The organism is Streptomyces sp. KL116D, assembly GCF_030766975.1.
GTDB classification, from domain to species: domain Bacteria; phylum Actinomycetota; class Actinomycetes; order Streptomycetales; family Streptomycetaceae; genus Streptomyces; species Streptomyces longispororuber_A.
On record NZ_JASERH010000017.1, the window covers coordinates 1 to 23,312 of the forward strand.

The following is a 23,312-nucleotide window of genomic DNA, read 5'->3' on the forward strand; positions in this document are numbered from 1 at the left end:
TTCGGCGCGGGCCAATTCGGCGTCGTACTGACTCGCATCGAAGTGGAACTCTGGCAGGATAGGGAGCGGGTGTGTGCCGCCTGCAGGATCTCCCAGTGCGACCAGTGCACGATCTCTCGGACCGCTGCACGACCACGCTCAGGAAGCTGCAGCACCCGCCGGTGCAGTCGGGTTCTCAGCTTCAGGCGGCGGGCTACCTTGGTCGCCCGGAGAGGGCTGGGGCCGCCCCGCCGGCAGGACGCCGGCGGCATACGGCCCGCGCGGCCGCCCGCGTCGACCACGCTGCTTCGATGATGTCGCGTCGCCGTTGACCCAGAGCCGCACCTGAGCAGCGAATCGGCCCGGCGGCAGAACTCTGATCTCCAAGCGATCGAGCATCAGACCACACTACGGGTGATGTTGATCGGCACGCGGCCGGTTGAGCGGTTGTTTTCTTCGCGCCGTCACAGAACCGAAATCGCGCACGGTTTCCTCGGTCCGCGATGCACGAGTTGGGCAATGACAGGCACTCGCTCCCGCCGGCGAGGCCAGCAGCATCATTGCGCGCCGGTAGCCGGACGGGGTTGCGCTTCGCCGCACGGTCTGCCGCGTAGCCGCTGCCCCTCGCGATCGGTCAGCCTTCGCGCACGCGTACCGGCTCGGCCATCGCGTCTCCCGGGACAAGTTGCACCATCCGCGTCCGGTGCTGGACTGGCGGCTGACCTAGCATCTCGTGCCATGAACGACGCCGAGGACGTCCTGGACTGGCTGCAGTGGTACTCCGCACAGTGCAATGAGGACTGGGAGCAAGGAATGGGGCATCAAGATCGACACGCTTGACAGCTGCTGGTTGGTCGGTCCGCATCGACCCGGAGGACACCGATCTCGAAAGGAGCACGACTTCCTGCTGCAAGGGAAGTCAAAACGCAGCAAGGACGGTGGGCCGCGTGGCGTGGACTCCTCGGCCACGGCCTTTCACGCCGCATGCGGACCCTGCAACCTCAGCGAGGCACTCATGCTCTTCCGCGAGTGGGCGGTGGAGAACACGTCGCAGCCGGACGGCCTTGGCTCGATCCTCCAGCCGAAGATGCCGCCCCACCCGGTGAACCTATGCGGTCAGAGCGCTAGTTGGCGGCTGAGCGCGATAGGTGGCATGTAAGGGAGCGGCCGGGGCCCCAGGGGCAGGCTTTTTCCCTGTGTGCCAAAGTCCTGGCCCTGCTTCGTGCTGATTGGCTCTGCGGCAGACGCTGGGCCGATGCGCGTGGGTGGCATGACTGCGACAGGCTGGTCGTGGTCTGCCGGCACTGGGTCTTGCAGCCGGCGATGCCCGCAGGGCTCGCAGGCATCGTTCGTTCAGTTCTACGGGCGGAGGTGAGGACGCGAAGGGCGGTGGCGATCTGCCAGTTACGCGGGCAGCGTTCGCACGCGACAGCGACGTGTGGTCGTGCGCGGGCGGTCGAGCCGCAGGAGCGCGTCAGCCGGGCAGTCGATGCGGACCTGGGGGGCGAGGGTGCAAGAAGCATCAGGAGCAGGCCTCGTGGGCGATCCGGGCGCCTGAGCGCAGATCGACTCGCGGCCAGCGAGGGCTCGATGCGCCCCCACTCCCGAGGCGAAGGCGTCGTTGCCTGGTAGTCCTCCTAGAACGTTGAGTACGCCTGTCGAGCACGGGCAAGCTGGCGGTGGACGCCCTCCAGCCGTCTCGCCGCCCGGGATCGCCGTTCCGGTACCTCGTCGAGGGCGGCGGCGCGGGTGGCGCGGGGTCGTCGACGAGGTCCGATCCTGCAGTGGCGGTGTGGTGTCGACGAGCGTTCGGGCGAGTTCGGCGGCTAGCAGGAGCGGGCGGCGGCAGTGCCCGTACGGCCGCGAGCTGGTCCGCGAAGTCGGCGTTGTGATCACCGGCACTTTGGCTTTCGAAAGAGGGCGGGGATGTAGTCGGCCACGACGTAGTCGTGCTCGCGCATCCGCCTGCGCAGGGCGGACGGAGGAGGCGGCGGCACCGTCGGACAGGGCACGATGCAGGGCAGTGGTGGCCGCCGGTGAGACGTACCAGGAGTGGATGGCTTTCGAGCAGAGACGGAGGAAGGCGATGTCCTCCTCGGCCGTGTCGGCGAAGCGCAGGAGTGATCACGGTGCAGGATTTCACAATCAGTTGATCGGATCTCGCCGTGTCGAGCGAGGCTCGGGAGCAGACCGCGCGCCTACACCGGCCGCAGGTCGACTCCTTGTTCTTTCTGCTGAGCCGAAGGCCGCAGGTGGTTTTCTCATGAGTACGCCCGAGAAGCGCCATGGCGAGCCGTGCTGGACGTGCGGACGGCTGCCGGTACACCGTCCACAGCGAGCGCGCCGCCGCGCACAAAGGCGTCGCCGAGGCGCCAGGCCCCGCCCTTTCCTGGTCGCAGGCGGTCAAGACGCTCGCCTTCACAAACGGACGTGCCGTTGCTGCTCGTGGCGCTGCGGGCGGAGGACCGGGTGGGACTTCGCTCGCCTGGCTTGGCCGTGCTCGGTATCAGCCGCCCCCGGCTGCGCACGGCGGGACGCCGGCCTGCTCGCCGCGGAGTGGCCTGGTGCCCGTGTCCCGCCGGTCAGCCACACCGGCCCGGGCTCCGTGCCCTGGTCGACTACGGCGGTCGCGGAGCCGGATCTTCGGCCCGTCTACTGCGTATGCGCCGTGGAGAGCGGCCCATCGCACCCTTCAGATCGACTCCGCCGTCCTGGGCCCGGCGCAGGCCCTGGCTGGCTCTCCCGGTAACCGCCCCCGCCCGCATGCGCCGGGCCCCGCCCCTCGGTACCGCTCTCTGCACCGCGCGGCCCTACTCCGGCGGCGCAGCACAGATCAGGAAGTCCCGGCCCATGGTGAGTACCGAAAGCCTCCTCGCGTTCGCCGCGATGTCCCTCGTCGCGACCGCGATCCCCGACCGGAAGCGTCCTGTTGTCGTCGGCCGCGCCCCGCCCACGGACGCCGCACCGCACTCGCCACCGTGCTGGGCAACCTCCTGGGCTGCTGCATGCACTCGTCCTGGCCGTCGCCCTCGGCGTCGGGGCCCTGGTGCAGAGTTCGGCGACCGTGTTCACCGTCGTGAAGCCGGCCCGGCGGCCCCTCAATTCTGCCCACCTCGGCGTCCAGGGCGTACCGCCACCGCGGCCGGCATGAGCGCCGACCTGACGACCGGGGAAAGCGAACGGCGCGGTGATCTGCCGCACACCGTCCTGGACGGCCTGCTGAGGTGGGCGCCACCAACCCCAAGGAGCCTGGTCTTCTTCGCCGCGGTCCTGCCGCAGTTCGTGAGCGACGGCGCGAACGTCCCGCTGCAGATGATGGTCCTCAGGCCTTGTCCCGGCTGCGATCGGCCTGGTCTGCGACACGATGCGCCTGGGCGCCTCGGCCGCCCGAACCTGGTTCGCCGGCTCCGACCGGCGGCTGCCGATGATCGGCGGCGCGGGGCGGCATCGCGCTGATCGGCCTTTCGGCTCGCCGTCGCCGCCGCCGCCACTGGAAGTCGCTTTCGGAACCAGCGGCCGTCGGCCATGCAGGGGCTGGGCCGAGGCAGCGGGGGAACATGCCGCACCGCCGTGCCCGATGGCCTGCGCGCGCGCGGCGAAGAATGACACCCGACCTGACGCGCCTGCCGGGCATCAGGTCGGCCTGCCCGCCCAGGACATGGCGAGACCTGAAGTTGACGAACATCAGGATGCCGACCGGATCCGCCCGCCCGGTCCCAGGATCGCCGGCCTGCTGTGCGAGGCGTAGCGCGCTCGGTCTTGTCGAAGCACGGTGGCCCGGATAGGGAATCAGTCGGTGCGCGGTTCCTCCGCGCACGCCGTGGGCCATGCGAAGCGGCGAGACTCCGCCAAGCCCATGGCGGCCAGGGTACGACTGCCATCGCCTGCGCCGATGCAGCTGCGCTGCAGGACATCACTCGCGCATCGCGCGCAAGGGCTTCGGAGTCCTCCCAGATGCTGACATCATCGCTGGACGGTGGAGCGGACGGTTGCGCCCGCCTCGCTGGATGCCGACTCCCTGCACGGTGGGTACGAGCGCAGGCACGGGACCTCGCTCTTACCGCCGGCATGGCCGCCGCTCGAGTCTGTTATCGCAGCTTCCCAAGGTCATCGACTCGACGTGGTCCGTAAAGTACGGAGCTTTCTGATAGCGCGGTTCAACTTCCGTGGACCGCGCCGCGTACGCACCGTCGAGGAAACTCATGACTGACTACCTGGCTGCCGATGGTAGGTGCTCGGCCCCGGCCCAGAATCGCTATGCGAGGATCCGGGCCGCCTGGGACCGTCTCCATCTGCCGGGTCCCGGCATACAGCTTCCGCCCGACTACCGGGTCCCTTGTGGACGCGCACACGCCCCCATTCAGATCAATGGGCACCTTTACCTCTCCCACCCCGCGACCGAGGGGTGGAACCTGAGCGGTACATCCGCAGCACGATCAGGCGTGGTCCGAGGTGTCGTGGGACGATCTCGACGCGGACGAGGACCCCCTGCCTACTCTTCGACCTTGACGAGCTGAGTTTCGGCACCCGCAACGGGCTGTGGCCGATCGCGAGCACCGACCGCGGAGAGTTCATCTTCCTGATCGCCGCCCCTGATGCTCCGAGGTTCTTGGTGAGCTTTGACGAAACCTGGGCAGAGCACCGCATGAGCTTCGCGGAATGGCTCTACCGCTACCTCATCGGTGAAGACATGACCGGGCCCAACAGCGCAGCCTTTACCCCTGGCGTGCGGTTGCAGCACCTTCCAATGTCCGCCGGCGAACGCCCGGGAACGCCCTGATACGGCCCAGACCGCGGCATGTGAGAAGCCGCTCGTCCTCACGGCAGCAACCTGATGAGATCACCTCTTGGGAGGCCGTCCAGGGTCTCTGAGAGCTGCGGCGTTAGCCGGATCGAACCAGGTGGTGCGGGCCTCCGGGGAGAGAGGAAGATGCCGGCCGATGCATCGTCCCGATGGGCAGGCGCTCAGATGATGGACCCGTCGATCTCGCCCACTGCGATGATGCCCGATGCTCTGCACTGTGTTCTCCTCCATGGCGTGTGGTGGTCGTTGCCGGTGTTGGTGCGGGTCTGCGCGGTCGCGATGGCTGCCTCGGCCCCTCGTGTGCGGAGTCGGACAGGAGGCCGGGTCACGGCAGCGTGACAGTTTTCCACAGCAGTGCGAGCACGGCGAGGCCTGCCGGGCAGGGCGCCCCTCCCGGCTCAGCCCATCGCCAGCGGTAGGTCGGTATCGCCTGAGGTGTCCTGGGTAAGCGGCCTGGTCCGTCCGGTACTGGCGCCGATTACGAACATCACGGGCGCGGTGGGGAGTTGAGGTCGTCCGCGCCTTCCGGGCTATGCCTGAGGGGCAATGGCCCGAGGCGCGTCAGCGGGTGTGGAGTTCCGCCTTGACTGTGACCGCCAGGGCAACGACGGTCAACAAGGAAAGCAGCGCCCAGGCCGGGGTGAAGCTGCTGGTGAGGTCGACCAGCAGGCCGAGCGCGGGCGGCACGGTGACGATGGCGATCTGGTTGACGGACATGGCCAGGCCCAGGGCGAAGCCGGTCTTGCCTGGTGGAGCGCTTCGGTGACGTAGGCGACCCACGGGCCGTACCAGCCGAATCCGAAGAAGCCGAGCCAGACGAAGACTGCGGAAGCTACGACCGGTGCCCGCCCGGCCGGTGTCATCAGCACGACCAGTCCGGCGATCGCAGCGACCATGCAGACCAGCACGATGGCATAGCGCCCGGAGCCGCTCCGGTCGCTCAAGGCGGCCAGACATATCCGGCCCGCAACGCCCCGCACCCTGGGAGGCAACCAGGACCAGGGCGGCCTGTCCGGCGCCGACCGATGACGTCTGGTGGAGGTGGAGCACGGCTAGGACGGCCACGCCGTACTGCACCGAGATCAGACTGGTCCCCGACAACATGATCTTCACCGTGGACGGTTCACGGAGCATGCGCAGCCGGGCGCCCAGTTGCGCCGCGAGCGGGTCCGACGGCCCTTGTCCTGTCGAGCGGACGCGGCGGGCGGGCGGCGGTAGCAGCCCAGCGAAGAGGGCGGCTCCGAGGAGTGCGACGAAGCCGCCGGTCAACAAGGTCGCTCGCCAGCCGAACCCTTTCGGCGACGAGGGGCAGTACGGCCGATGCGAGCGCTGCTCCCAGGGGCAGACCTGCCTGCCGGATGCCCATCGCCAAGCCGCGCTGTGACCCGTCGAACCAGGAGGCCACCGACTTGCTTCCGCCTGGCTGGACGGTGCTGTATCCCGCACCGACCAGCAGGAGTCGCGACCAGCGGGACGCGTATCCCGGAGCCAGGCTCCCGCGCCCAGGGCCAGTGCGACGATGCTGGCACCGACCCCGACCACCCAGCGCTCGCTGTAGCGGTCGAGGAGCTCGCCGGCGACCAGCAGCCCGGCCAGCGGGACCAGTTGGGCCGCCGAAATGAGCAGTCCCAACTGTGCGGTGGTCAGGTCCAGGGCGCTCTGCAGGTGCACGCCGAGTGCCCGAGGCCGCCCACGAAGAAGCCGGACGCGGCCTGGGTGAAGGTGGCGATGCCCAGCACGATCCAGCGATAGCGCCACGGGTCGTGAGCCCTGATCCGGTGAGTCGGGCGGCTTGTTGTGTCATACGGACCACGCTGATGTAATAGTCTCATGCAACTCAACTTACGGCGAGGGGTGCGGTGAACCTGGCCGCGGACCTGGCCAACCACCGGCCAGAGAGCGCAGTTGAGCTGGCAGACCGCTGTCGCGCCGCCGGGCTCACGCTGGAACGCCGGGTGACAGCGGACGACCTCAGCCGTGGCCAGGCCGCGCTGAACGCCTGGGAGCAGATCGTCGACGCCACCGGAGAGCAGGAGCGCGCCGATCTGCTGAACCGGATGCTGGCCGAGCCGCCGCCTACCCGAGACTGACCTCCCACCCCGGGACCGGCTGGCACCTGCACTACCGGGACGCGGACCAGCCGCTCGGCTCCGTGCTGTTCACGCTGTTCGCGGTCGGCACCGCAATGCATCTCGCGGGCCGCGGCATGCACCGGCTACGGCGCTGCGAAGTAATCGAATGCGACAGGGCCTTCGCCGACACCTCACGAACCGGACGGCAGCGCTACTGCTCACATCGCTGCGCCAATCGCGACGCCGTGCGCAGGCACCGGGCACGAGTCGCGGTCGCCTGATCAGTCGCCGAGGTCGTTTCATGGGCGTCCGCCGCGCCCCCGCCCGCGACCGGGCTGGCCAGCGACCCGCGCTCATGCTGGTGCTCTGTTCAGCGCATGGGCGATGCCCATCCGGTGGAGCGTGCTCTCGCAGTGCCTTACAGGTCCACGGAAGGACCTGGTGGGGCAGCGCGTGAAGGGGGACGCCCTGTCTCACAAGTGGCCTTGCCGCAGGGGGGAGTTGGTTTGCGGCAAGGCCCCTTTGAGAACGGCACGGTCGTCATGCGCGTAGCGGTCTCGACGGATTCAGCACTGCACGGCATCTCCATAATCGGGAGATCGGGGGGTAGGGGGAGCTTCATGGACTGGCGTGAGTTTGCTGTGCACTTGGCGTCGATGGCGCGTGGGTTCCTGGCCCGGGATAGTGTGGATACGACCCTGGACAAGATCACGGATGCGGCCGTCGGCCTGGTCGACGACTGTGATGCGGCCGGCATCCTCACCCTGCGCCGGGGGCAGGTGACCACCCTGGCGTCGACCGATCCCCTGGTGGATGAGAGCGACCGGTTGCAGGAACAGCTGGGCGAGGGGCCCCTGTTTCGACGCCGCCCGCATCGAGCACCCCGTCTTCCGTCTGCGTGACCTGTCCACCGAGTCCGTGCGCTGGCGCGCCTACGCGCCCAAGGCCCACGCCCTCGGGATCGGCAGCGTGATGGGCTTCCTCCTGTACACCGAGGACAAGGACAACCTCGGCGCGCTCAACCTCTACTCGCACCGGCCCGGCGCGTTCACCGACGACAGCGAGACCGCCGGCTGGCTGCTGCCTCCCACGCCGCGGTCGCGATATCCGGGGCCCGTGAGCATGCCGGGCTGCAGCAGGGCGATCGACACCCGCCACACCATCGGCCAGGCCATGGGCATCCTGATGGCCCAGCACCACATCGACGAGGACGAAGCCTTCAGCGTGCTGCGCCGCTACTCGCAGGAGAACAACATCAAACTGCGTGAGGTGGCACGCCAGTTGTGCGAGCAGGGCATCGCTGTAGCCAGGGCGGCTCTCCCGGCTCCAGCCTGAACCGGAGAGCCTCGGCGCGGCAGACCCACGGGGATTCACTGCCGCGCACGCCGTCAGACCGAAGTAGCCCGCCGCGCGAGAACCACACCCTGCCGCTCGCCGACCGAGGAACGATCTCTCCTTGCCCGAACCCGCCACTCGGACTCAACGCCGTAACAGGACTGCTTGCCAACCGCGTCCGAGCGGCCTCTCCTGCCCGCCACGTGCACCGGCAAACGGCTGCCCGTCGTCGTCGAGCCGTCCGGGTAGCGGGCTGCACCTGCCTTTGACACGGCCGTAGCATTCGTCCGGCGTTCTGCGTTGAACCATTCATGCACCCTGACGAGACCACCATTGCCCCGCATGCCCAGCTCCTGGACGCTTACTGGCTCGACTCGCCCGCCCCGCATCCGGACACCTGCCTGTGCAGTCGCGACAGCAGCACGGCGCTCACTCAACTGCAGGCGCGGACGCGTCTGGTGCACGGGATCACGCTCGCCATGTTTGTTCTCGCAGGACTGACCTGCCTGGCCTGGTGACCCGGCGGCGCGCACACGGAACGCCTTCGCTTCGGCCGCTCCGTGGTGCGTACCGGGCGTCCGATGTCGCGACGGACGGGGCCACGACGGTCTCCGTACGTACCCCGCTGGGCGGGCGGATGGCCCTCGGCTGCGCCGGGCGGCGAGGGATCCCACTGGATCGGGCTTGGCCCTTCCGTATGCGGACCAGGCCCAGCGTCTGCAGCTGGCGCATCCGGTGGTGGACTGCGGACTGTGACCGCAGTCCGACTGCTCCGATCCGGGCGAGCGTCGGCGCCGCACGGTGCTCCCGTATCTACGACCGGATGAATGGGCGCCGCAGCTCCATACGGACGCCTAGCGGGAGTGTCCGGCCTGTCCAGCAGAGATGCGCAGCCAGCCGGACGGGGAGCAGCACCAGGAGCCGCCGCGGGACGGCGTGCGGACCGTCCCCTCGTGGGCGAGCGATTCGTACGCGTCCACTCCATCAGGGTGTGTACGAGATCATCCGGAATCGGTAGGTTGCGCATGCGCGTAGTGGGTCACGCGTTCGATTGCCCCGACGATGCGCGGGCCGTAGCAGCCGTGGCCTATTCCGGCTCGTTGGTCGGCGAAGGCCGTGGTGGATGATTTGGTGGGCGATGTCGCTCGTGGTCGTGCCCTCCGTGTAGGAGCGGGCTTTGATGAGGACCAGGGCGTCCGCGACGCTGCAGCCTTCTTTCCGCGGTGATGCCGGCGGCCTGGTGGACCTCGCTGTGGAGGTCGGTTTCCCCCGTACAGCCAAGGGTCCCCGCCCGGGCCGAGGAGGATGTCCTCGGTCAGGGCCGCACCGATGCGCTGGAGGTCTGCCGGCCGGGGCAGGCTTTCGTGGTCGTACACCGCCAGCACCCAACCGTCTCTCCCCGGCTGTAAGCGGCACGGCGGCAGCGAGCCCGCAGCCCGAGATCATGCATGCCACACCCGTAGACCGGCCAGCGCGCCATCAGACCGGAGCCCCTGGCAGCCACCACACCACCGCTACGCGCCGCCTCCCTGACCGGGCCTTCCCCCAGCACCCACTCCCAGATCCTGCGCCCGTTCGGCACGCTGATCGGACGTGGCGACCGCGAGGCGTCCTGATGCTCGGGCCGAGCAGTACCAGCGCCCCGCCCCCGACCCCGCACGCCGCAACCACGCTGCCCATGAACAGGGGACGGATTCCTGCTTCCTGAGCGACCAGGCGGCCATCCGGCGGGCGTACGCCTCCTGCATCTCGGCGGCCGCCGGATGGCTGGCAGCCATCGAACGATGCAGCGCCGCCAGCCCTCGGAGCACCTCAGGCCGCCCTTGCTCCTGCGCCAGGAGATCGTGCTGCTCGGCCGCCGCGACCGATACTGGCGGCACGGGCACGCGCTGCGGCGGCACGCTGCCGCGCCATCTCGACATCATCACCCCAGTGCCGGTTCTCGCCCACAGTCTGAAAGTTACTCGCTCACGGTCGTCCGTCCTCCCGCAATGCGGCGGAACCCTCGTGTGAACCATTCACACGGAGTAGGGACACAACTCTGGCTCTGTTGCTGCGCAAAGCCGCTGCAGGAAGGTGATCTGAGGGCTCAGACTCCTGGCAGGAGGACGCATCGGCGTCGAGGAGGGCGGCCATGGCGGGACAGGTTGCGGATCTTGCTGGTCGACGACCGCGAGGACACCTTGCTTTGCCCTGGAGGCCGCTCTGATACCGCTCGGCTATCCGGTGGAACGCGCTACCGGGGGCGCACAGGCGCTGAAAGCGGCTTTGAAGGGCGGCGTCGGGCTGATCGTCATGGATGTGCGCATGCCCCGGGTCAGCGGTCTGGAGGTGGCCCGCTATCTGGTTCGGCTGGATCAGACCTGCCGCATTCCCATCATCCTGGTCACAGGGGATGTGGCTGGACGATGCGCTGACCGGCGAGGCATTGGAGGCGGGTGTTGCCGACATCATCCACAAACCGATCGACGTCAATGCTCCCAGGTCAAGGCCGGCTATCTGATGCGCCAGAGCGAGGGAGTTCGCTGGCGCGCCGCGTCGGATCGTCGCCGGTAGGGCCGAGTGGCCGCAGGATGTCGGCCACGTGTCTCCTGCCTGCTCCGTGGACGGAGCAGCGGGAGAAGTGCCCGCTGCACGGTCCGCGAGGAAGGTCGGAGCCGCGCATTCGGTGAGCCGGTCCGGCGCTCTGCGCCTGACGACTGGCAGACGGTTTGCGTGCTACGGGCAAAGCGGCCGCTGGCAAGTGACAGAGGTGAAACACAAAGCTCAGCGTGTCAAGTACCCCCTTGAGATAGCGCGAGTTGGCGTTCTACTCTCTGGTGGAGGCGTTGGGACCAGCGCCACTGGCAATACCGGCTGCTGCCCGCGCCCTGCCTGCCTCCCCCTGCTGCAGAGGCGGCTCAATGTGGCGTGGCCTGCATGCCCGCTGGGACCGCAATCGCCGACTGAAGCGATCCCAGCTCCCGTCCCCTGCCACCGGTAGAGCATCTCCCGCCTCCCGGCCCCAGGGGACACCACGTGCGGGACAAGCAGGGGAGCACGAGTCCCGCACGCCAGGACGGCCGCTGCCGCACCACCGGCAGCGGCCGTCCCCTAACCACCTTGACATGCGCTCCCCCGCCCACGCCGGATGCGCTCCCGTTGCTTCGAACGGTACGCCGGGAGGCAGCTTCGCGGGCCACCTCGGTCGACTTGCGCGCTGTCCCCTGGCCCGCCGGCTCTTCGCGCACGCGGAGACGCAGAGCGAAGGTCGCACCGCGGGGACTGCTACGCGCGTGCACCGGATAGGAAGTCACATAGCGGCGCGGCCTCATGACCTTGGGTCGGGCCCGCTGCTGGGGCAGCGCGCATCCCCGGGTGCTTCCTCACCGGTCTGCTCGCGGGGTCTTGGAATGCGGGAACCTGCCCGAGGCTGGCGCTGCGAGCAGAAGGTCGGGAGCCGCACGGTCGGCGATGCGGCTCCGACCCCGCCGCCGGACCGGCACCGTGCGTCCAGGAGAAGGCCCGCATGCGGTACTACGGTCCTGCCTGCACGCTGAGAACACGGCGCAGCACGCCCGTAGTGATCTACCCTCCGCCGGACGAAAGCCGCGGCCGATGCGTGCGTATCGAGGGCACGATCCTCTAGCTGTGTAACTCTGCGTGATGTCGTTTCGACGTGTGTTCGGGGGCGCTGTTCGGTGGCCTACGTGATCACTGTCTGAATGGACTGGAGGCGGGCCGTGCTGCCCTGGACGTTGCGGGTTGATTCACGGAGGTGGACGTGGCGCCGGCGCGGCCGTGCTGCCGTCGACAAGATGGCCGCGCACGTGGACGGATTGTCGCCGCTGGGTAACGGACGTGCGGCGGCGGGTGAATGCGTGTGGGCGGGTTGGGACCCTCGTATCCATGGTGATGGGTGGGGAGCGACGGGAGCGCCGCATCTGGGCGGTGCTGTGTGTGGCTGGGGTGGTGGCGGCGCTGGCTGCCGCAGGCTGGGGCGTTCGGGAGCTGCGTCGGGGCGAGCGTCAGCGAACGTGGTCACGTTCGCCTTCGTGGTTCCTAGCTTTGTGGTGGCGATGGCCGGCCTGTTGCTGGCCAGGGCCGGGCTGGGAGCAGCGGGCGGATGCCGCCGCACTGGGGAGTCTGCCGCCCGAACCCTCGCCGACGCCGTCGCCCGGGCCGAGGGCAAGGAGCTCTTGGACCCTGCAGGGTGCCAACCTCGCCGACGGAGACCGCCACCTGATCAATCGTCCGTTTCACCCGGGAGACACCGGCCAGCGCGTCTGGGCCACTGGCTCGCGGGCAGCTGCGCGACGGCACCCCCAACATTCCGGCCATCGCCGCCTACTACAGCAGCACCGAAGCACGGCGGCTGGTCATCACCGGCGAACCCGGCGCCGGCAAGACGGTCCTGGCGCTGGAGCTCCTCACCGAGTTGATCAAACCCGGGGCGCCACCGACCCGGTGCCGGTGCGCCTGTCGCTGGCCCAGTGGGATCCTGCGCTACCGCTGGAGGACTTCCTCACCGCTCACCTCACCACGCGTCCTACGACCAGCCCCCTGCTGCGTGCCCACCAACTGGTGCACGGCTCACTGGATCCTGCCGGTCCTGGACGGGCTGGATGAGATGGATCCCGGCCTGACCGATGCGGACGGCGCTCCGGTCTGCGACCCCCAGGGGCGTCAGCTCCCCGACCCCGATGCCCCCGCGCCCGGGCGGCGCTGAAGGCACTCAATGCCTCACAGCCACGGGAAGGATCCCGCCCCACTGATCCCTGCTCTGCCGCACCGCCCACTACCAAGCGCTCGCGGCCACGGCACCGTCGCGGCCGCCGGGCCCGGCTCACCCCGGCCACTCGAATTGCCATCCAGCCTGTGACCCCGGCCCGGGCCCGCGCCTACCTCGCCGCCCGAACCCAGGGCAACTCCCGCTGGGCCAGCCTCCTGCAGGAGCTGCGCACGGGCTCGCTCCGGCCTGCTGGCCGGGCATCTCAGTACACCGTGGCGCCTGTCCCTGGCTGCCACCGTCTACCGCACTACCGACCCGGCACCGCTGCGCGCCCTGTCCACCCGCAGGAACTGGACGAGCACCTGCTCGCCTTGCTGATCCCGCCACCCTGCAACCTGTATCCGCCGCCCCGCGGCTACCAGGCCGACCAGATCCGGAGCTGGCTCACCTGCATCGCCAGACATCTCAACTCCGCACCGCTGGCCACGGGTCAGTCACCGGCGTCGGCGCGCGCACGGACATCCATCTGTACGAGCTGTGGCCGATCGCCGGCCACGCTCGCGTACGCGCCTGGGATGCCACACTTACGACACTGGCGATCTTGCTCGCCTGCCTGCCCGCGATCCTGCTGCTATGGCCCATCAGCACGTTCCTTACCGTGACGTTCGCCGTGTACCCCTGTGTCACCGCGTGATAGCGGGGAGTCAGACCACCAGCCTCCCGCGCAGATGGAGCGTGGCGGCCATCCGCACGAATTCGAGGAGCTCCCTGGCCGCGCTGACCGTCGGGCTTGCTGTTGGGACTGACGTTCGGGCTGATGGGTCGTCTGACGGTCGGGCTGACAGCCAAATTGCCGGCCGGGCTGGCGATCGGGCTCAGCGCTGGGCGTGCGTACGGCTGGCGAGTCGGCCTGGCGTACGGGCTGGCGGTGGTCGGCCTGGCGATTGGGGCAGGCTGACCCGAGACGCATCGCCGCCCCTGAGAGGTCGCCGGGAGACGCGAAGTTCGGCCTGGCGGTCGGTCTGGCGTTGGGGCTGGCGGGTGGCTTATGTCTGGCCCTGCCGTTGGGGCTTGCGTTCGGGCTGATGCCTGGGCTGATAGTCGGGCTTCGGTCGGCACGCCGCTACGTGGTCTTCTTTGTGGTGCGCCCGGAAGGTTCTGCCGTTCCACTTGACCACGACTCTTGCCTACGCCTACCGCGCCGGCCTGCTGCGACGTTCAGGAAACGCTTACCAGTTCCGCCACCGAGAACTACAGCAATGGCTTGCCGCCCAGCCCCAGCGGGCCAGATCCCGCAAGTACCCGCCAGACTGATCGAAGCTTGGGCTGCGCGCCGACATTCCGTCACCCCACGAGCGCATTTCGTCGGCGCCCCTCATGACGAGAAGATCGACAGTCACGCTGTGCGCGCGACCACTGAAGTGGACCAGAGCCCCCGACGCCTTCGTTCAGGTCTGCCGGTTTGACAGCCACATTCGCATCACGCCGACACCCCAGGGTGGATGAAACTATACGAAGGGCCTTCACCACGTCCCGCAGAACAGCGTAGGGAACCTTGAGCGCGTGCCATCAGCGTCACTGGTCGCGGGCAGTCGCACGGCGCCGGGGGAGGAGGCAGGGCCGGGCGATGAGTTTGCGGGGCCCGAAATGGTCTACCCCTGCAGACGGCTCACCGCGAAGGTAACGATAAGTCGCTACCAGGAGGACGGCACAGTGACCGAACATGTGGGCAAGGTGACCTGCGACCTCTCGATCTCCGTCGACGGGTACTCGGCCGACTCAACCAGACCGAGCAGCGCGTTCGGCGACGACGCCGGCGATGGCTGGGGAGCGACAGACTGCACGCCTGGATGTTCGAAACCCGGAGCGGCGGCAGGCTGAGCTCGACCGGCTGACGATGGTCGGCGCCTTCATCATGGGGCGCACATGTTCGGGCCCCGTACGCGGCGCATGGGATCGACAGTGGAAGGGATGGTGGGGCGACAATCCGCCGTATCACGCACCGGTCTTCGTGCTCACCCACCATCCGCGCGACCCACAACCGATGGACGGCGGCACCACGTTCCACTTCGTCACCGGCGGCATCAAATCCGCGCTGCTGCAGGCTCGCGAGGCGGCAGGGGGACCGCAACGTGTCGATCCACGGGGGCGCGACTCACCATCAACTCAGTACCTCGCCGCAGGCTTGGTCGACGAGCTGCGGCTGCACATCGTGCCGTGCTCACGCTCGGTGCCGGCACTGGCTGTTCGACGGCGTGCCGTCACTGAATCTTGAACAACTGGAGTCGCGAGCAACGGACTCGGTCACACACGTGACCTACCGCGTGCTGTCCTGAGCGAAGGGCGGTGCTACGAGCTCACGCCGCCGACCTCACCCTCGCGGCCTGACAGACCGCATGAGGAATCGGATGACACCGGACAATCCGCCCATCCAATCCAAGAAGGGAGCGAACTGAGCGAGCGAGAGCTGGCCCCTGCGGCGGCAGGGGGCCGGCCTCAAGCGACGTCCGGGGGCATCCCGTCGGACGGCCGCTGTCGGTGCCGGGTCGTGCCCGCATCGACCTCCGTGGCCAGTGGCACACACCCCGTAGGTGCTGTGCAAGGAGATCGTGCTGCTCGGCCGCCGTGGTCGCCGCCGCACGCGCTGTGGCGGCATCGCTGCCACGCTGTCTCTGGCAACATCACCGGTGGGTCCGTCCTCGCCCACACACCGAAAGCGATTCCCCACGGTCGTCCGTCCTTCGCGGAGCGACTCGGGAACTCCCCGTGTGAACCGCTCACACGCAGAGGTGGCAACTCCGGCCCTGTTTCTGGCTGTTGCTCAGAGCTGCTGCCGCCGGCACCAGGCTTGGCAGCCGGGCGCCCTCGACCGTCTGGAGGGCCTGCGGCGCCTCAGGGTGCCGAGCCGCTCACTGGCGCGTTCCAGAGTCCTGTGAGCGCGTCGATGAGCAGGTCGGCGGGTGTCCGCCCAGGCGGGAGGGCGCATGCCTGGCCGCCGGTGAGCGTGCGCTCGTTCCACGCACATCTGGACGATGAGGTGTCGGGCCATGGCCCCGCGGGCGGCCTGCACCGTGGGCGACAGCGCGGGCAGGCAGGTGTTGAGACCGTCGAGCAGCGCGCGGAGTGAGGTGCGGTGGCGGGTTCGGCCGCGATGGCTTCTGTAGAGTGGATCAGCGGTCACCTGGGCTGAAGCGCGCATACCAGGTGGGCTGCCCAGGGCGTCGAGGTGCTCGGTGACGGGGCGGACCATGCACGCTACCCAGTCCCGCAGCGCTGTGGAGCCCTGGGTTTCTGCGTGACGATGCGGTCGCGGATGAGTTCGATCTGTTCGTGTGGCGGCGGGAGATGGCCCGGACCAGGTCGGTTTTGTTGCCGAAGTGATAGTTGACTGCCGTGGTGTTGCCCTGGCCGGCGGCTTCGCTGATCTGGCGGTTGGAGACGTTGTAGACGCCGCGTTCGGCAAAGAGGCGTTCCGCGGCCGTGAGGATGGCCTCCCCGTCGCCTCGACCTTTTCCCCTCGCGCACGCTTCTACCGGCCACCGCCCTCACCACTCTGAGACATCGCGCTGGCGCTGATCGGCCAGTCCCGTTCGCCACCCACGGCCCCCGCATTCGTCGGTGGCGGGCGACGCTGCTGTCAGCCTAGCGAGCACCGGGGCTCAGGTCCTCGCCCGCCCGCAGCGTGGTCCGCGGCCTCGCGGGCGGGATGCGCCGCAACGGGGGTATTGCTTCCTCCTTGCCCGCTTGACCCGACTGAAGGCGAGGTCTAGTTTTAAATCAACGGCTTGAATTAAAAGTTTGTCGCTTCGCATCCCACTTTGTCCAGACGGAGGCCCCTTCCCATGTCCGACGCGCCCATCCAGCCCGCCCAAGAGGGGAAGGTCGCGGCCCCACGTGCCAGCGCCGTCGTGGCGGTGCTCGCCTTCGCGGGGATCGTGGTCTCGCTCATGCAGACCCTGGTCATCCCACTGGTGCCGCAGCTGCCCGACCTCCTCAACGCCTCGCCCTCCGACACCGCTCGGGCGGTCACCGCCACCCTGCTCGCCCCTGCGGTCGCCACCCGGTCATCGGCCGTCTGGGCGACATGTACGGCAAGCGCCGCATGCTGCTGATCAGCCTGGTGCTGCTGACCGCCGGATCGGTGGTGTGCGCCCCTGGCGGATTCCTCGTACCGATGATCATCGGACGTGCGCTGCAGGGCTGTCCGCGGGCGCGATCCCTGCTCGGCATCAGCATCATGCGAGACGAACTGCCGACCGAGAAACTGGCCTCCGCGACCGCGGTGATGAGCGCCTCGCTGGGTGTCGGCGGTGCCCTGGGCCCTGCCCGCCGCCGCGCTGATCGCCGACCACTTCGACTGGCACGTACTCTTCTGGGTCTCCACCGTCGCCGGCCTCCTGGCCACCGTGTGCTGGTCGTCTCCCCTGGTGCCGGAATCGCGGGTGCGCAGCGGAGGCCGCTTCGATCTCATGGGTGCACTCGGGCTCTCCGCCGCGCTCGTGTGCCTGCTGCTCTGCCATCTCCAAGGGCGCGGCCTGGGGCTGGACCAGCGGTACGACCCTGGGCCTGTTCGCGGCCGGCATCGTGATCCTGCTCATCTGGGGCGCCTATCAACTGCGCACCTCGTACGCCCTGGTGGACCTGCGGGTCGCCGCCCGCAAGCAGGTGCTGTTCACCAACCTGGCTTCGATGTCCTTCGGCTTCTCGATGTTCGCGATGTCCCTGGTGCTGCCCCAGTTGCTCCAGCTTCCTGAAGCCACCGGATATGGCCTCGGCCAGTCGCTGCTCGTCTCCGGTCTTGTGCTGACACCCGCAGGGGCTGGTCATGATGGCGATGGCTCCCTTCTCGGCCTCGTATCTCCCGAGCTCAGGGGCCGAAGACGACCCTGATGCTGGGCGCCGTCACGGTCGCGGCCGGCTACGTCCTGAACATCTTCCTGATGGCGCAGATCTGGCAGTTGGTGCTGGTTTCCTGCGTCATCGGCGCCGGTGTCGGCCTTGCTTATGGGGGCGATGCCTGCCTTGGTGATGGGTGCCGTCCCGGTTTCTGAGACCGCCGCCGCCAACAGTCTCAACACCCTCATGCGAGCCATCGGCACCTCCGTCTCCAGCGCCCTGGCCGGAGTGGTGCTGTCTCAGATGACCATCAGCTTCGGCCCGGCCGAAGTGGCCTCGCAGAACGGGTTTCGCACGGTGATGGGGATCGGGGCCGGAGCCGCATTGCTGGCCCTTGCGGTGGCCTCTCCTTCATCCCGCGTCAGCGGCCGACGGCAGCAGGTCACGGTGTAACCCACGCTGCCCACGAGCCCGTGTCCGCTGGCAGCGGCGACCAGCACGCGTGATCCCCGCGGCCGGGCGCATCACCGTCGGCGCCCGGCCTCCCCGCTGATTGAGCGCCCCCAGAAGGCCTGCAGAGGCAGCCGCACCGCAACTGCGCGGAGCCTGAGAGCAGACGGCCTGACCTTGCCCGCCCCCCATCGGGCCCCCAGTACCCACCCCGAGCCCAGACCTCAACGGGAGGTGGAGGCCGCCGGCGGCAGCGGAGCCATGGTCATCGGCGACCTCAGCGACCAGCGGGTGGTCGAGCGGCTCGTGGAGCGTGCCGTGGAACGATCCGGCACCGTGAACGTCCTGGTGAACAACGCGGGCATCATGGACCGCATGTCCGCGCTCGGCGAGACCGAATGGGATCGTGTGATGCGCGTCAACGTCACCGCCCCGTTCCGCCTGACTCGTGCCGTACTGCCTAGCATGATCAGCGCGGGAGGCGGTGCCATCGCCTTCACCGCCTCCGAGGCAGGACTGCGGGGCAGCGCCGCCAGGTGCCGCCTACACCGCTTCCAAGCACGCGGTAATCGGCCTGGTCAAGAACCTCGCCGTCATGTACCAGGGCGAGGGGATCAGGACTAATGCGGTGGCTCCCGGCCCCACGGAGACCAAGATTCACGTCGAACCCCGCCCCGACGCACACGGTCCCGCGGTCCTCGGCCCCCTCATCCGCGGCAACATCGGCCGTCGCGGTAGCGCTCGACGAGCAGGCGGACGCGATCGTCTACCTCGCCTCCGAGCACGCCACGTTCATCAACGGCGCCGTGGTCCCGGTAGACGACGGCTGGGCCGCGGTCTGACCGGTCGGCCAGGGCCCACGGACAGGGGTGCCTGCAGGCCATCGGTCACCGGTCCTTCTTCAGCTGCGTCAGGCGGACTTCCTCCGCATCCAGCTGTTCCTGGACCCGCAACAGCACGGAGTCGTCGATGCGGTGACTGTCGCGCAGGGCGATCACGGCGGAGCGCTTGTGCTCCAGCAGAGCCAGACGCAGGGCGGTCTCCTGCTGCTCGGCGCCGCAGCAGCGCTCCCGACCCGGGTCGCTCGCAGTGCCGGCGGCGTGCACCGCGCTCAGGTGCGTCTCGTATTCGGCCTGCAGCCGCTCGGTGACATCAGCGTCGATGCCCAGATCGGCTGCGACCTCGCGCAGAGCATCGAGTGCGGCCTGCGAACCGGCGCTCGCGGCGAGGGCGAGTTCTTCCTCCCAGCCCGTGTCCCGGGGCAGACGCGCCCAGCGGGCGACCGCAGGAGGACGAGCCCCTGGACCACCAGAGCGGAGACGACGACACCAGAGGTGACGAAGACGATCGTGTCGCGGTCGGGAAACGCCGCGCCGGAATCGACCGTGTAAGGCACAGACAGGGCCAGAGCCAGGGAAACCGCTCCGCGGAAGCCGGCCAACGCGCTCACCACGCGTGCCCGATGGCCCATCCGGCGCCGAAGCTGCTGCGGGCGCCGGTCCAGCACCCTGATGGCGTACACCGTGGTGAACAGGAACAGGAAGCGGACGACGACCAGCGCACGCCACAGCCGCCACCATCACCAGTGCCTTGGTCAGGGCAGCGCCGGACAGGGCGCGGACCGCTGCTTGCGCTTCGATTCCGACCAGGATGAACAGGGCCCGTTGAGCAGATACATCGCCAGCGACCAGAAGGCTTCCGTTTGCCGCCGTGCCGATGCCCGACCCAGACTCGGCCCGGCCTGGCTCATGATGAGACCGCACGCCACCACCGCCAGCACTCCTGACGCCTCAAGCTGTTCGGCTACCAGGTAGGCGCTGAACGGGATCAGGATGATCGTAAGGTTGTCCAGCAGGGTGTCGCCCAGGCGTCGAACCCGGCGTCGCAGCTGGATGCCGAGCCACGCCACCACCGCGCCGGCTGCGAGGCCGCCTCCGTAGGACAGCGCCACCCAGCCAGCTCACGTGAGCCGCACTGAGGTGTTCGGAGCCTGCGGTGACTCCTACCGCGAGGCTGTAGACGACCAGTGCGGTGCCGTCGTTGATCAGCGACTCGGCGCGCAGCAGTGTGACGTTGCGCTGGGGCAGCAGCCGGGACACGACGCCGACTGCGGTGGCGTCCGTCGGTGCCACGGCGGCGCCCAGGACCCAGGCCGGGCCCCACGGCAGGCCGAGGGCGTGGGCGAGCGCGGCCACGGCCCAGGCGGTGACGACGACCAGAAGGGTGCCGGTCAGGGATGATGCCGCGCAGATCCCGCCGGATCGCTCGCAGCGAGGTGGTCACGCTCTCCCAGTACAGGAGCACCGGCAGGAAGACGAGCAGCAGCACATCCGGTGGCAGCTCGGTTGCGCGCAGCGCGGGTACGAAGCCGAGCAGGACACCGGCGGCCAGTTGCATGACGGGCGTGGGCTACCTTGAGCCGGTGGGCGAGGCGCCGCTGACCAGCAGGGCGCATCCGAGTACGACGACGAACTCAAGGGCCGCCACGATGCGCCTCCTCACAACCGGTCGGACGGATTGACCCTTTGCTGTATCAGGGACATCCGGTGGTCTTCGGCTGCTGCTCACCATGTGGTGGCGGCCGTTCTCAGGGAATCCACGTGTCGTCGCGATGGGCGTAGTCGGTGATCAACTGCAGCTGCCAGGTGGAGCGGCTGCCGTGCACCGTCGCGTCGGTCATGGTCCGCAGGGTCAGCCGTGCTGTGCTGTCGTCGAGGTCGAGGATCGTGTCCGTCTCGTCGATGGAGTGGTAGACGAACTGCCCGGCTCGTATCCCGGCGAGCCATTCGGTTTTGGGCTGCGCGTATCCCGTCATGTGGGTGAGGGTGAAGCCGCCGTCGAGCAGGCCGTCGAGCGTTGGGGTGTCTGCCTTGACCATGGCGTCGAGGTAGCTGTGGTGAGTCTGAGGATGGCCTCCCGGTCTGCCTCGGCGGGGGCTGTGGGCACGGTGACTCCTTGGTGTGAGCAGGGCGGGCACTGCGCGGGAAACGGCGGTGGTGTCAGGTGGCGGCGCGTGCCTGGACGACTCTCGAGGTCGCCGCGTACCCGCTGCGGTTCCTTTCGAGGGGCATGTTGGCCCTCTGTCGTGCACCGCGTCCAGGGATTGGGGCGGGTCCTGATCCAGTGCCGCGAACAGCGGGCCCAAGTCGCTGGGGGCAGCCCCCGTTCGGCGATCAGCTCGAAGGTACGGTCGGCTGCCTCGGGCGAGGTGAGGGAGGCCACCAGGACGCGTGCGATGTCGGCGCGCGCGCATGGTCTCCAGCCGGCGGGCCCGCCGGAGCGGCGGCGGTCGCCCTGGAGGAACACCGGCTGGTGTTCGTCGGGGCTGTTCATGTCGAACCAGCCCGGGCGCACGATGGTGGGGGTGAGGCCGCTGGCCCGCAGGAGGCGTTCCGAGCGGCGTTTCCACCCAGCAGGTGTCCGTAGCTGCTGCTGCGGGTGGTGGCCCCTGATGGACGTCATCAGCACTCACCCGGGGGCCTGGGCCATCTGCGGAGGTCAGGGCGGTCAGGACGTTGCGTACACCGGCGTAGTCGACCGTTTGCGGGGAGGAGGAGGTGCCGAAGGAGCCGAGGGGTGAGGATGATCGCGTCGGCACTGGACACCGCGTCCGGCAGGGTCTCGGGTCGGGTCACATCGCCGGTGACGAGTTCGTGTCGGCGGGCAGCAGTCGGACGCCCTTCGCGTGGTCACGGTACCAGGGCGCGGACCGGTGTGCCCGCGGGCGATCGCCTCATCGACGACGAGCCGTCCGATGCTGCCGGTGGCGCCGACGACCAGCACGGTCAGCGGGCGGTTTGCCATGTTCAATTCCTTGCAGTTGAGGTACGCGGCGGGCTCCCGTGTCGACAGTTTCACTCGGGTGTGACGATCACGCGTTCTGTGCAGCGGATCGTCCGCGGTGCCGTCGACGCAGGTCACCCCTCAGCCGGGGGCGGGGCGGGTGAGCGCGGTCCTCCGGCTATGCCTGGGACGGCTTGGCGAAGGTCGCGGCGTCGATGACGAACCGGTAGCGGACGTCGGAGGAGTTGATGCGCTCGTAGGCGGTGTTGATGTCTTTGGCTTGATGCCGGCGCACAGGAGTGGTCAGGCTTCGGGGATGGTCTTGCCGTAGGCGGCGAGGGTGACGTTCGCGGGCTCGGGGCGCCGCGGCGGCCGGTCTCGAGCATCGAGCGCCTTCAACTCGTCCTGGGTGAGGTCGAAGTCGAAGACGTCGATGTTCTCCCGCGATGCGGTGGCGCTTGGTGGACTTGGGGATCACCGAGCGGCCTGCTGGATGCCCCAGCGCAGCAGGACCTGGGCGGGGCTCTTGCCGTGCGCCTCCGGCGATCCCGGTGACGGCCGGGTCCTGGAGGACACTCCTGCGGTCCCTCGCCGTAGCCGGGGTAGAAGGTGATGCCGCCGATGGGCGACCACGCCTGGTTGAGGATGCCGTGGCTGTCGCTCGAAGTCGAGGACGTCGCGCTGTTGGAAGTAGGGGTGGATCTCCAGCTGGTTGACGGCCGGGACGACGGACGTGGCGTCGAGCAGTGCGCGCAGGTGGTCGATCAGGAAGTTGCTGACGCCGATGGCACGGACACGGCCGTCAGCCAGGAGCTTTTTCCAGGGCGCGGTAGGCGTGCGAGGGTCTTGTCGAAGCCGGAGGGCAGGGCCTGGTGCAGGATCAGCAGGTCGATCTGATCGATGCCGAGCTTGGCGGCGCTCTTGTCGAAGCCGCGCAGGGTCTCGCCGTAGCCGTAGTCGCTGATCCAGATCTTGGTTTCGATGAAGACGTCTCGCGCGGTACACCGGAGTCGTGGAGGGCCCGGCCGACCTCGCGTTCGTTGCCATAGGCGGCGGCGGTGTCGATATGCCGGTAACCGAGGTCGAGGGCGGCCCGACGGCAGGCGACGGTCCCATCCGGCGGAGTCTGGAAGACGCCGAGCCCGAGGGTGGGCAGCTGGACGCCGTTGTTGAGGGTGAGGTTCTGCATCACAGGGACCTTTCGGCACTGGGGTGCGTGCACGATCAGGGTGTGAGGACGGTCAGGACCGCGAGGGTGAGCAGGACGGCGGGAGCCGGTCAGGGCCGCGCTCGAGCGGGAAGCGATGTCGAGGGCCGTGGAGCCGGTCGCCGCACTCGCGGC

The 23,312-nt window shown here is 68.8% G+C and carries 10 protein-coding genes and 7 pseudogenes; 8 read left to right on the top strand and 9 right to left on the bottom strand.

Annotated elements, in window-relative coordinates:
- The first annotated feature begins 4,591 nt into the window (after positions 1-4,591).
- Complete coding sequence (locus RBJ77_RS05990; RefSeq protein WP_372344019.1) at positions 4,592-4,759, top strand: hypothetical protein; 168 nt, start codon at positions 4,592-4,594, stop codon at positions 4,757-4,759.
- 585 nt (positions 4,760-5,344) lie between these two features.
- Here RBJ77_RS05990 and RBJ77_RS05995 read toward each other — a convergent pair.
- Complete coding sequence (locus RBJ77_RS05995) at positions 5,345-6,454, bottom strand: MFS transporter (protein ID WP_372344020.1); 1,110 nt, start codon at positions 6,452-6,454, stop codon at positions 5,345-5,347.
- A 188-nt stretch (positions 6,455-6,642) separates the two neighbouring features.
- On the opposite strand from RBJ77_RS05995, the pseudogene RBJ77_RS06000 reads away from it, so the two are divergent.
- The 3 genes and pseudogenes from RBJ77_RS06000 (at position 6,643) to RBJ77_RS06010 (ending at position 8,708) form a co-directional block, all read left to right on the top strand.
- Positions 6,643-7,136 (top strand): annotated as a pseudogene (locus RBJ77_RS06000) (CGNR zinc finger domain-containing protein).
- 339 nt (positions 7,137-7,475) lie between these two features.
- Positions 7,476-8,190 (top strand): annotated as a pseudogene (locus tag RBJ77_RS06005) (GAF and ANTAR domain-containing protein).
- Positions 8,191-8,501: 311 nt separating this feature from the next.
- Complete coding sequence (locus RBJ77_RS06010; protein ID WP_372344021.1) at positions 8,502-8,708, top strand: hypothetical protein; 207 nt, start codon at positions 8,502-8,504, stop codon at positions 8,706-8,708.
- Here the strand turns inward: RBJ77_RS06010 and RBJ77_RS06015 are convergent.
- Positions 8,659-9,003, bottom strand: coding sequence for a hypothetical protein (locus RBJ77_RS06015; protein ID WP_372344039.1), 345 nt, complete (start codon positions 9,001-9,003; stop codon positions 8,659-8,661). The genes RBJ77_RS06010 and RBJ77_RS06015 overlap by 50 nt on opposite strands.
- A gap of 41 nt (positions 9,004-9,044) precedes the next feature.
- Positions 9,045-9,170 (bottom strand): hypothetical protein, encoded by a 126-nt coding sequence (locus RBJ77_RS06020; protein WP_372344022.1) that lies wholly within the window; start codon positions 9,168-9,170, stop codon positions 9,045-9,047.
- A gap of 1,246 nt (positions 9,171-10,416) precedes the next feature.
- Between RBJ77_RS06020 and RBJ77_RS06025 the strand changes: the two genes are divergently transcribed.
- Positions 10,417-10,746 carry a response regulator gene (locus RBJ77_RS06025; RefSeq protein ID WP_372344023.1) on the top strand — a complete coding sequence of 110 codons (330 nt, stop codon included), beginning with the start codon at positions 10,417-10,419 and terminating at the stop codon, positions 10,744-10,746.
- Positions 10,747-14,720: 3,974 nt separating this feature from the next.
- The gene (locus tag RBJ77_RS06030) at positions 14,721-15,176 is read left to right on the top strand and encodes a dihydrofolate reductase family protein (RefSeq protein ID WP_372344024.1); all 456 of its coding nucleotides are present in this window, start codon (positions 14,721-14,723) and stop codon (positions 15,174-15,176) included.
- An 895-nt stretch (positions 15,177-16,071) separates the two neighbouring features.
- On the opposite strand, the gene RBJ77_RS06035 is transcribed toward RBJ77_RS06030, so the two are convergent.
- A complete protein-coding gene (locus RBJ77_RS06035) occupies positions 16,072-16,389 on the bottom strand; it encodes a TetR/AcrR family transcriptional regulator (RefSeq protein WP_372344040.1) in 318 nt (105 codons plus the stop codon).
- Between the two features lie 354 nt (positions 16,390-16,743).
- On the opposite strand from RBJ77_RS06035, the pseudogene RBJ77_RS06040 reads away from it, so the two are divergent.
- Together RBJ77_RS06040 and RBJ77_RS06045 are read left to right on the top strand one after the other, a co-directional pair.
- Positions 16,744-18,243, top strand: a pseudogene (locus RBJ77_RS06040) (MFS transporter).
- 121 nt (positions 18,244-18,364) lie between these two features.
- Positions 18,365-19,029 (top strand): annotated as a pseudogene (locus RBJ77_RS06045) (SDR family oxidoreductase).
- Positions 19,030-19,074: 45 nt separating this feature from the next.
- Here RBJ77_RS06045 and RBJ77_RS06050 read toward each other — a convergent pair.
- The 5 genes and pseudogenes from RBJ77_RS06050 to RBJ77_RS06070 all read right to left on the bottom strand — a co-directional run bounded on the left by RBJ77_RS06050 (position 19,075) and on the right by RBJ77_RS06070 (position 23,159).
- The gene (locus RBJ77_RS06050) at positions 19,075-19,293 is read right to left on the bottom strand and encodes a hypothetical protein (protein WP_372344025.1); all 219 of its coding nucleotides are present in this window, start codon (positions 19,291-19,293) and stop codon (positions 19,075-19,077) included.
- Between the two features lie 5 nt (positions 19,294-19,298).
- Positions 19,299-20,382, bottom strand: a pseudogene (locus RBJ77_RS06055) (cation:proton antiporter).
- 392 nt (positions 20,383-20,774) lie between these two features.
- A complete protein-coding gene (locus RBJ77_RS06060; RefSeq protein WP_372344026.1) occupies positions 20,775-21,440 on the bottom strand; it encodes a nuclear transport factor 2 family protein in 666 nt (221 codons plus the stop codon).
- Positions 21,401-21,649, bottom strand: a pseudogene (locus RBJ77_RS06065) (NAD(P)H-binding protein); the annotation flags it as partial. The pseudogene RBJ77_RS06065 and the gene RBJ77_RS06060, both read right to left, overlap by 40 nt.
- A gap of 624 nt (positions 21,650-22,273) precedes the next feature.
- A pseudogene (locus tag RBJ77_RS06070) lies at positions 22,274-23,159 on the bottom strand (aldo/keto reductase).
- Positions 23,160-23,312: the final 153 nt, after the last annotated feature.

Excerpts from the sequence above, each read along its gene's own strand:
- RBJ77_RS06010 (WP_372344021.1), top strand. The coding sequence starts at position 8,502 with ATGCACCCTGACGAGACCACCATTGCCCCGCATGCCCAGCTCCTGGAC.
- RBJ77_RS06030 (WP_372344024.1), top strand. The coding sequence starts at position 14,721 with ATGGCTGGGGAGCGACAGACTGCACGCCTGGATGTTCGAAACCCGGAG.
- RBJ77_RS06060 (WP_372344026.1), bottom strand. The coding sequence starts at position 21,440 with ATGCGCGCGCGCCGACATCGCACGCGTCCTGGTGGCCTCCCTCACCTC.